The sequence below is a fragment of the Streptomyces sp. NPDC046821 genome, from assembly GCF_040645335.1.
GTDB lineage: Bacteria > Actinomycetota > Actinomycetes > Streptomycetales > Streptomycetaceae > Streptomyces.
Genome location: NZ_JBEYYB010000002.1, coordinates 670,569 through 680,411 on the forward strand (window position 1 = coordinate 670,569; position 9,843 = coordinate 680,411).

The window sequence follows — 9,843 nt, forward strand, 5'->3', positions numbered from 1 at the left end:
AGGTTCCCCGCACACGGCGTTTCTACACGGCTTCGGCCACGTTCAGTCAGCAACTGCGCGGCAATACACCTTTACCCGGTCACTCCCCGCTCATCCACTGCTCCATCACCGTCAGCAGATGATCGGGATCGACCGGCTTCGTCACGTAGTCGGAGGCACCCGACTCGATGGCCTTCTCCCGGTCGCCCTTCATGGCCTTCGCCGTCAGCGCGATGATCGGCAGACCCGCGAACTGCGGCATCCGGCGGATCGCCGTCGTCGTCGCGTAGCCGTCCATCTCCGGCATCATGATGTCCATCAGGACGACCGTCACGTCGTCGTGCTGCTCCAGGACCTCGATGCCCTCGCGGCCGTTCTCCGCGTACAGCACGGACAGGCCGTGCTGCTCCAGGACGCTGGTGAGCGCGAACACGTTACGGATGTCGTCGTCGACGATGAGCACCTTCTCGCCGCCGAAGTGATACGTCGGCCGCTCCAGCGGTGCCCCTTCCTGACCGGTCCACTGCTCCGGCGCGCGGTCCTGCGCGGGCGGCACCTGGCTCGGCCGGCCGGGCAGCGCCAGCCGCTGCTCGGGCGGGGTCACCGCCTTGCGACGCCGCCGGAACAGCGCGGCCGGACCGTTCTGCGTGTCCTGGTACGACCTGACCTCGGGCGGCATCGACGCCTCGGGCGCCGGGGTGCCCTCCACGGGCGTGCGGCGCCGGCCCGGCTCGATGGTGGGCGCGAGCTGCGGGTAGCCCTGGGGCGGCAGTTCGCTCGGGTGCAGCGGCAGGTACAGCGTGAACGTGGAGCCGCGTCCCGGCTCGCTCTGCGCGTGGATCTCGCCGCCGAGCAGCCGCGCGATCTCACGGCTGATGGACAGGCCGAGGCCCGTACCGCCGTACTTCCGGCTCGTCGTGCCGTCGGCCTGCTTGAAGGCCTCGAAGATCACCCGCATCTTGCTGGACGCGATGCCGATGCCGGTGTCGGTCACCGAGAAGGCGATGAGGTCGCCGTCAGCCTCCCGCAGCGAGCCCGCCTCCAGCAGCTGCTCGCGGATGGCGTCGGGCACGTCCGCGCCCGCCGGCCTGATGACCAGCTCGACCGCTCCGGAGTCGGTGAACTTGACCGCGTTGGACAGCAGGTTGCGCAGCACCTGGAGCAGCCGCTGCTCGTCCGTGTGGAGCGTCGCCGGGAGCTCGGGAGAGACCCGTACGGAGAAGTCCAGGCCCTTCTCCGCGGTGAGCGGGCGGAACGTGGCCTCCACGTAGTCGACGAGCTGTACGAGGGCGATGCGCGTCGGCGACACATCCATCTTGCCCGCCTCGACCTTGGACAGGTCGAGGATGTCGTTGATCAGCTGGAGCAGGTCGGAACCCGCGCCGTGGATCGTCTCGGCGAACTCGACCTGCTTCGGCGTCAGGTTCGAGTCCGCGTTGTCGGCGAGCAACTTGGCGAGGATCAGCAGGGAGTTGAGCGGTGTCCGCAGCTCGTGGGACATGTTCGCCAGGAACTCGGACTTGTACCGCATGGAGACCGCGAGCTGTTCGGCACGCTCCTCCAGGACCTGCCGGGCCTCTTCGATCTCGGTGTTCTTGACCTCGATGTCGCGGTTCTGCTGGGCCAGCAGCTCGGCCTTCTCCTCCAGCTCCGCGTTGGACGCCTGGAGGGCCTTCTGCCGGTTCTCCAACTCGGCCGAACGCTCCCGCAGTTGCTCGGTCAGCTCCTGCGACTGCTTGAGCAGCACCTCCGTCTTCGTGTTGACGGAGATGGTGTTCACGCTCGTCGCGATCATCTCGGCGATCTGGTTCAGGAAGTCCTTCTGGATCTGCGTGAACGGCTGGAACGTCGCCAGCTCGATCACTCCCAGGACCGTGCCCTCGAAGAGCACCGGCAGCACGATGACGTGCGCGGGCGGCGCCTCGCCGAGGCCGGAGGCGATCTTCAGATAGCCCTGCGGCACGTTCTCCACGAGGATCGTGCGCCGCTCCTGGGCCGCCGTCCCGATGAGCGTCTCACCGGGCCGGAAGGACGTCGGCATGGACCCCATCGAGTACCCGTAACTCCCGAGCATCCGCAGCTCGTACGCGTCCTCCTCGGGCGCGCCGCCCGTCTCCGCCTCGTCCGTCGGCAGCGCCAGGAAGAACGCGCCGTGCTGGGCTGAGACGACCGGGGTCAGCTCGCTCATGATCAGCGAGGCCACGTCCGCCAGGTCGCGGCGGCCCTGCATGAGGCCGGAGATACGGGCCAGGTTGCCCTTCAGCCAGTCCTGCTCCTCGTTCGCGACCGTGGTGTCGCGCAGGTTGGAGATCATCTTGTTGATGTTGTCCTGGAGGGCCTGGATCTCGCCCGCCGCGTCCACGTCGATCTTGAGGTTCAGGTCACCGCGGGTCACCGCCGTGGCGACGGCCGCGATGGCGCGCACCTGACGGGTCAGGTTCCCGGCCATCTCGTTCACGGACTCGGTGAGGTCGCGCCACGTGCCGTCGACGTCACGCACGCGCGCCTGGCCGCCCAACTGGCCCTCGGTACCCACCTCGCGGGCCACCCGGGTGACCTGCTCGGCGAACGACGACAATTGGTCGACCATCGTGTTGATCGTCGTCTTCAGTTCGAGGATCTCGCCGCGGGCGTCGATGTCGATCTTCTTGGTCAGGTCGCCCTTGGCGATGGCCGTCGTGACCATCGCGATGTTGCGCACCTGTCCGGTCAGGTTCGACGCCATGCCGTTCACGGACTCGGTGAGGTCCTTCCACGTACCGGAGACTCCCGGGACGCGGGCCTGGCCGCCGAGGATGCCGTCGGTGCCCACCTCGCGGGCCACCCGGGTCACCTGGTCGGCGAACGAACTCAGCGTCGTCACCATGGTGTTGACCGTGTCCGCGAGCTGCGCGACCTCGCCGCGCGCCTCGACGGTGACCTTCTTCGTCAGGTCACCGTTGGCCACCGCCGCCGCGACCTGAGAGATGTTCCGCACCTGACTGGTCAGGTTGTTGGCCATCAGGTTTACGTTGTCGCTGAGGTCCTTCCAGATGCCCGTGACGCCTCGTACGCGCGCCTGGCCGCCCAACTGGCCCTCGGTGCCCACCTCTCGGGCCACCCGGGTCACCTGCTCGGCGAACGACGACAATTGGTCGACCATCGTGTTCACGGTCGTGACGAGTTCGAGGATCTCGCCCTTCGCGTCGACGGTGATCTTCTTGGACAGGTCGCCGCGGGCCACGGCCGTGGTGACCTCGGCGATGTTGCGCACCTGGAGGGTCAGGTTGTTGGCCATGCCGTTCACGGACTGCGTGAGGTCCTTCCAGGTGCCGGAGACACCCTGGACCTCGGCCTGCCCGCCGAGGATGCCCTCCGTACCCACCTCGCGGGACACCCGCGTGACCTGCTCGGCGAAGTTCGAGAGCTGGTCGACCATCGTGTTGAGGGTGTTCTTCAGCTCGAGGATCTCGCCGCGCGCGTCCACGTCGATCTTCTGCGACAGGTCACCCCGCGCCACCGCCGTGGCGACCTGCGCGATGTTGCGCACCTGAGCCGTGAGGTTGCCGGCCATGCCGTTCACGGAGTCGGTCAGGTCACGCCACACACCGGCGACGCCGGGCACCTGCGCCTGCCCGCCGAGACGGCCCTCCGTACCCACCTCGCGGGCCACGCGGGTCACCTGGTCGGCGAACGCGGAGAGCTGGTCGACCATCGTGTTGATGGTGTTCTTCAGCTCCAGGATCTCGCCGCGCGCGTCCACGTCGATCTTCTGCGACAGGTCACCCCGCGCCACCGCCGTCGTCACCTGGGCGATCTGCCGCACCTGTGAAGTCAGGTTCCCCGCCATGAAGTTGACGGAGTCCGTGAGTTCCTTCCAGGTCCCGGACACACCGTCGACGCGCGCCTGACCGCCGAGGCGGCCCTCCGTACCCACGTCACGCGCCATACGAGTCACCTGGTCGGCGAAGCTCGACAGCTGGTCCACCATCGTGTTCACGGTGTTCTTCAGCTGGAGCATCTCGCCGGACACGTCGACGGTGACCTTCTGCGACAGGTCACCGTTGGCGACCGCCGTCGTCACCTGCGCGATGTTGCGCACCTGGCCCGTCAGGTTGCGGAAGGCCGTGTTGACGGAGTCCGTCAGGTCCTTCCACGTACCGGCCGCGCCCTGCACCTGCGCCTGGCCGCCCAGCTCGCCCTCGACACCGATCTCCCGTGCCACACGCGTCACTTCGGAACCGAACGCGGAGAGCTGGTCGACCATCGTGTTGACGGTGTTCTTCAGTTCGAGCATCTCGCCCGCGACGTCGACGGTGACCTTCTGTGACAGGTCACCGTTCGCCACCGCCGTCGTGACGGTCGCGATGTCACGCACCTGGGTGGTCAGGTTCCGGAAGACCGTGTTCACCGAATCGGTGAGGTCCTTCCACGTTCCCGCCGCACCCGGCACGTTCGCCTGACCGCCGAGCCGTCCCTCGGCACCGACTTCGTTGGCCACGCGCGTGACCTCGTCGGCGAAGGTGCGCAGCGTCTCGGTCATCTGATTGATCGTCTCGGCGAGCTGGGCGACCTCGCCACGTGCCGACACGGTCACCTTCTGCGACAGGTCACCACTCGCGACGGCCGTCGTGACCTGGGCGATTCCACGCACCTGGGCCGTCAGGTTGCCCGCCATAAGATTCACGGAATCGGTGAGGTCTTTCCACACACCCGCCACACCAGGCACCTGTGCCTGGCCGCCGAGCTCGCCCTCCGTACCCACCTCGCGGGCCACACGCGTGACCTCGGAGGAGAACGACGACAGCTGATCCACCATCGTGTTCACGGTGTTCTTCAGCTCGAGCATCTCGCCCGCGACGTGGACCGTGACCTTCCGCGACAGGTCGCCCTTGGCCACGGCGGTCGTGACGAGCGCGATGTCACGCACCTGAGCCGTCAGCCGGTACGCCATCGTGTTGACCGAGTCCGTGAGGTCCTTCCACGAACCGGACATCCCGCGCACCCGGGCCTGACCACCGAGCTTGCCCTCCGTGCCCACCTCACTGGCCACACGCGTGACCTCGTCGGTGAACGTAGACAGCTGATCGACCAGGTTGTTGACCGTACGCCCGACCTTCAGGAACTCGCCCCGCAGCGGATGACCGGCCCCTTCGGGCACCTGCGACCGCAGCTCCATACGCGGCGAAAGATCACCCTCCGCAACCGCCGTGAGTACCCGCCCGACCTCGGAAACAGGCCGCACCAGGTCGTCGACCAGGGCATTCGACGCGTTGATCGCCGCCGCCCACGAACCCTCGCAGGCACCCGTCTCGAGACGCTCCGTGAGCTTCCCCTCGCGCCCGACCATGCGCCGCACCCGCGACATCTCGCCGGTGAGGTGCAGATTCCGGTCCGCGACCTCGTTGAAGACCGCCGCGATCTCGGCCATGAGGCCGTCTCCGGACACCGTGAGGCGCTTGCGGAAGTTTCCGTCCCGCATGGCCGCCAGGCCCGCGAGAAGTCTGTTCAGGGCAGCGGTGTCCACCGCCGTGGTCCCGCTGCGCGGTTTGCGCTGCTTGGTCGGGGACTGACCGCCCTTTGCGCGCGTATTCGTGCCTCGCGACGCTGCGCCAGACTCCACTGTGTCCCTCCCGCAAGGGTCGGCCGTACTGCTCGGATTGCTCGGGTTCTCTTCGGAAGCCTGCCCAGTGTTTCACCCTGTCGGAACCAGGCCATAACAGTTCGGCAGCTTCGCACACCGTCCGCACACCCTCCGGACGGAAAACACCGGCGACCGGCCACCGCACGGACGGCGAAGGTAAGTAACCTTGGCAGCGGCTGTCCACCCGCCCCGGTCCGCCCGGCCAGGGCGGTGGCACGAGGACGACGGGCATCGGCATCGGAGGGGGCAGGCTCGCCATGAGTTCGGGAGACCTGGGCGTCGACACTCGTACGACTGAGACTGGGAGTTCTGTGATCACCGCGCGCGCGGCTGCCACCTTCGAACCCGTCGGGCGGTCCGTCGCGACCGCCCGCGCCTTTGTGCGCGACACCCTCCAGGGCTGGGGCTTCCCGGACATCATCGACGACGCGGTCGTCCTCACCAGTGAACTCGTGACGAACGCCGTGGTGCACGCCGGCACGTCCGCCGAAGTCCTGGTGCTGCGTACGGACGACGGCGTACGCATCGAGGTCTCCGACCGCTACCCCGAACGCGAGATTCCGCTCCAGCACTCCGCGGTCCACATGAGCAGCCCCGACCGCGAGGGCGGCCGCGGCCTCCAGCTGTGCGCGGCCCTCGCCACCCGCTGGGGCGTCGACTACACGCCGACGCACAAACTCGTCTGGTTCCAACTCGCCCTTCCCCAGCGCTCGGTGGGCACCCGCACCGCGGGCCCCGCCCTCCCCGCCGACCTCCTTCCACTGGCCGCCGACGGCAGAGTGCGGGTCGCCGTCGTCCAGATCGACCGCACCGGAGCCGTCTCGGCCTGGAGCGAGGACGCGGAAAACCTCTTCGGATACGTCGCCGATCAGGTCGTCGGCAAACCTCTCACCGACTTCGCGGCCTGGCCGCACACCCCCGGCACGAGCACGGGCATCGCCGAAGCCCTCCAACTCTCGCGCTGGGAGGGCAGCTACGGCATCCGCGGCGCAAGCGGCCGTGTGACGCCCGTCTACGCATCCCACCTCCGCGTCCGCGACGCCGAAGGCGAGCCGTCCACGGTCTGCCTCCTCGTACGCGACCACGAACGCGCCGTCCTGCAGACCCCGTTGCGCGGCCACACCGCCCCGGACAGCGGCACACTCACCGAGGGCAGCGCCACCGACCCGTTCGAGGTCTTCATCGGCTCACCCGCCCCCGACGACCTCGACAGCCTCCTCCAGCGCACGGTCGAGCGCGCCCGCGACATGCTCGACGGCGACTCCGCCTTCCTGCTCCTCGCGACCGACGACGAGACCGAGCTGGAGGTCCGCGCCTCCACCGGCCTCCCCTCGGCCCGCCAGCGCTTCGCCCGCGTCCCCGTCGAGGTGGGCCCCGGCCGCTACGGCTCGGCCCGAATGCCGGCCGTCCACGAGGACCTCACGGTCGTCCCCGGCGCCGTCCCGCTCCTCAACGGCACGGGAATGCGCTCGGTCGTCACCGTCCCGCTCAAGGTCGAGGGCCGCCTCACCGGCTCCCTCGGCGTCGCCGCCGAGGCACCCGACCGGTACTCGAACGAGGAGGCCCTGCGCCTCCAGTTCGCCGCCGACCGCATCGCCCTGGCCGTCGAGTCGGCCCGCCTCGGCGAACTCGAAAAGCTCCGCCGCGGCTCCCTCAGCTTCCTCGTCGAGGCGTCCGACCTCCTGGCCGGCACCCTCGACCGCGACCAGACCCTGGCCCTCATGGCCCAGATGACGGTCCCCACCCTCGCCACCTGGTGCGCCGTCTACACGATCGCCGACCAGTCCTCGGAGCCGTACCTCTCCTACGTACTGCACGAGGACGAGGAGCGCATCGACGGCCTCAAGGCGCTCCTCTCCAAGATCGCCCCGCCGGACCCGGTCCCGACCCCAGGAGCCCGCGTCTGGGCCGCGCCCTCCGAGGCCGCCCACCAGGCGGCGCTGCGCGCCTCCAAGCGCAGCCTGGGCCTCGGCGCCCCCACGAGCGTCAGCTCCGGCATCGGCACGACCCTCGCCACGGCCGCGGCGGTCGGCGGCGAGACCGTCGTCCTCCCCCTGGTGGCCCGCAACCGCGTCATCGGGATGCTCACGCTCGGCAAGCCGGCCGACGAACACTTCCGCCAGGAAATCCTGGAACTGGCCGAGGACTTGAGCCGCCGCGCGGCCCTCGCCCTCGACAACGCACGGCTCTACTCGGAGCGCATGGCGATCAGCCAGTCCCTCCAGCGCAGCCTGCTCCCTCCGGGGCTCCCGCACATCCCGGGCGTCGAGGTCGAGGTCATCTACCGCGCCGCCGGCGAGGGCAACGAGGTGGGCGGCGACTTCTACGACCTCTTCCCCATCGGCAACGGCGCGTACGGCTTCGCCATCGGCGACGTCTGCGGCACGGGCCCGGAGGCCGCCGCGGTCACCGGCCTGGCCCGCCACGCCCTCCGCCTCCTCGCCCGCGAGGGCTACGGCGGCCCCGCCGTCCTGGAACGCCTGAACGCCGCGATCCTCGACGAAGGCGCCCGCAGCCGCTTCCTCACGCTCCTCTACGGCGAGTTGTGGCCGCAGGAGGACGGCTCGGCGGTCCTCAAGATGGTCTGCGCCGGCCACCCGCTCCCCCTGCGCCTGCGCCAGGACGGCACCGTCGAGCCGTACGCGGAGCCGCAACCGCTCCTCGGCGTCATGGAGGACCTGGAGCTCTACGAGCAGACGATGACGCTCGACCCGGGCGACGTCCTCCTCTGCGTCACGGACGGCATCACCGAGCGCCGCGAAGGTACGCGCATGTTGGGCGACGACGGCCTCGCGGACGTCCTGACGACGTGCACGGGTCTCACGGCCGGCGCGGTCGCGGCCCGCATCATGCGCGCCGTCGAGCGTTTCGCCTCTGACGCCCCGTCGGACGACATGGCCATCCTGACGATGCGCGTCCCCGAGCTGCACACGGACTGACGGTTCCCGGGGCGTGCGCGCCCCGGGAAAGCCCGCTGCAACAACGCAAAAGGCCCCCGCCCGAAAGGGCGGAGGCCTTTATCTCTGAGCCCCCAAGCGGAATCGAACCGCTGACCTTCTCCTTACCATGGAGACGCTCTACCGACTGAGCTATAGGGGCCTGTCGCTTTCCCGGGGTTTCCCCCGCGGCAACGAAATTAAGCATACCCGAACTTGAGACCGGATCGAACCGCCCCGCCCGCGCTTCAGAAAGCCGGCTGGAGCAACCCGCCGAGCGCATTGCACGCGGACACAAGCTTGTGTACCTCGCGCTTCGTCAGCGAAGCACTGACGGGCAGCGCCAGCGTCTCGTCAGCGGCCCGCTCCGTCTCCGGCAGCGCGACATCACGCCGGAACCGCGGCAGCCGGTGCACGGGCGTCTTCACCGGCACCCGGCAGTCAATTCCCCTGGCCCGTACGGCATGTGCGAAGGCGTCCCGGTCCGGCCGCCCGTTCCCGGGCACCCGCACGACGTACTGCTGATAGCTGTGCCGATCGCTCCCGAGCGGCGTCCGCACCCCGCTGAGCCGCGCATTCAGATACCCGGCGTACGCCCGCCGCTGCGCGACCCCGTCATGCGGCTGCTCCGACTCCCCGTGCTCAAGAACCAGCAGCCCCCGCCGCACCCCGATCTCCCGCAACCTCGCCACATCAGCGGGCTGCCCGAAACGGTGTACGGCGATGATCCCTGCGGTACGCACGGTGACCCCGGCCTCGACCGAACTCGGGTCAAGGCAGTACGTGTCGGGGTCGATATCCGCGAACACCGGCCTGGCACCGGTCAGTTCGACGGCCTCGGCGACCTCGACGTTCCCGTAGGCGGGCACGATGACCTCGTCACCGGCACCGATGCCGGCGGCTCTCAGCATTGCAACTGTTGCCATGACACGGGATATTGGCCGCGCAACGTGAACGACAAGTGTCGCAAAACAAAAAAGAGCTGGTCCCTGAACCGAAGTTCAGGGACCAGCTCTTTTCTTAAATTTAGTTCGGCGGCGTCCTACTCTCCCACAGGGTCCCCCCTGCAGTACCATCGGCGCTGTGAGGCTTAGCTTCCGGGTTCGGAATGTAACCGGGCGTTTCCCTCACGCTATGACCACCGAAACACTATGAAACTGTCAACCGCACCGTACGTGACCTGTACGGGGTTGTTCGTGGTTTCAGAACCAACACAGTGGACGCGAGCAACTGAGGACAAGCCCTCGGCCTATTAGTACCAGTCACCTCCACCCGTTACCGGGCTTCCAGATCTGGCCTATCAAC

At 68.6% G+C, this 9,843-nt stretch carries 3 protein-coding genes, 1 tRNA gene and 1 rRNA gene; 1 reads left to right on the top strand and 4 read right to left on the bottom strand.

The window, feature by feature from the left end:
* Positions 1-79: 79 nt before the first annotated feature.
* Positions 80-5,581 carry a HAMP domain-containing protein gene (locus ABZ893_RS06490; RefSeq protein ID WP_361397657.1) on the bottom strand — a complete coding sequence of 1,834 codons (5,502 nt, stop codon included), beginning with the start codon at positions 5,579-5,581 and terminating at the stop codon, positions 80-82.
* A gap of 278 nt (positions 5,582-5,859) precedes the next feature.
* Between ABZ893_RS06490 and ABZ893_RS06495 the strand changes: the two genes are divergently transcribed.
* On the top strand, positions 5,860-8,541 hold the full coding sequence (locus tag ABZ893_RS06495) for a SpoIIE family protein phosphatase (protein ID WP_361397660.1): 2,682 nt from the start codon (positions 5,860-5,862) through the stop codon (positions 8,539-8,541).
* An 87-nt stretch (positions 8,542-8,628) separates the two neighbouring features.
* On the opposite strand, the gene ABZ893_RS06500 is transcribed toward ABZ893_RS06495, so the two are convergent.
* From ABZ893_RS06500 to rrf, 3 genes are all read right to left on the bottom strand, one after another.
* Positions 8,629-8,701: transfer RNA gene (locus ABZ893_RS06500), tRNA-Thr, on the bottom strand.
* 85 nt (positions 8,702-8,786) lie between these two features.
* On the bottom strand, positions 8,787-9,449 hold the full coding sequence (locus ABZ893_RS06505; RefSeq protein WP_361397762.1) for a DegT/DnrJ/EryC1/StrS family aminotransferase: 663 nt from the start codon (positions 9,447-9,449) through the stop codon (positions 8,787-8,789).
* A gap of 118 nt (positions 9,450-9,567) precedes the next feature.
* A 5S ribosomal RNA gene (rrf, locus tag ABZ893_RS06510) occupies positions 9,568-9,684 on the bottom strand.
* Positions 9,685-9,843: the final 159 nt, after the last annotated feature.

Excerpts from the sequence above, each read along its gene's own strand:
- ABZ893_RS06505 (WP_361397762.1), bottom strand. The coding sequence starts at position 9,449 with ATGCTGAGAGCCGCCGGCATCGGTGCCGGTGACGAGGTCATCGTGCCC.
- ABZ893_RS06495 (WP_361397660.1), top strand. The coding sequence starts at position 5,860 with ATGAGTTCGGGAGACCTGGGCGTCGACACTCGTACGACTGAGACTGGG.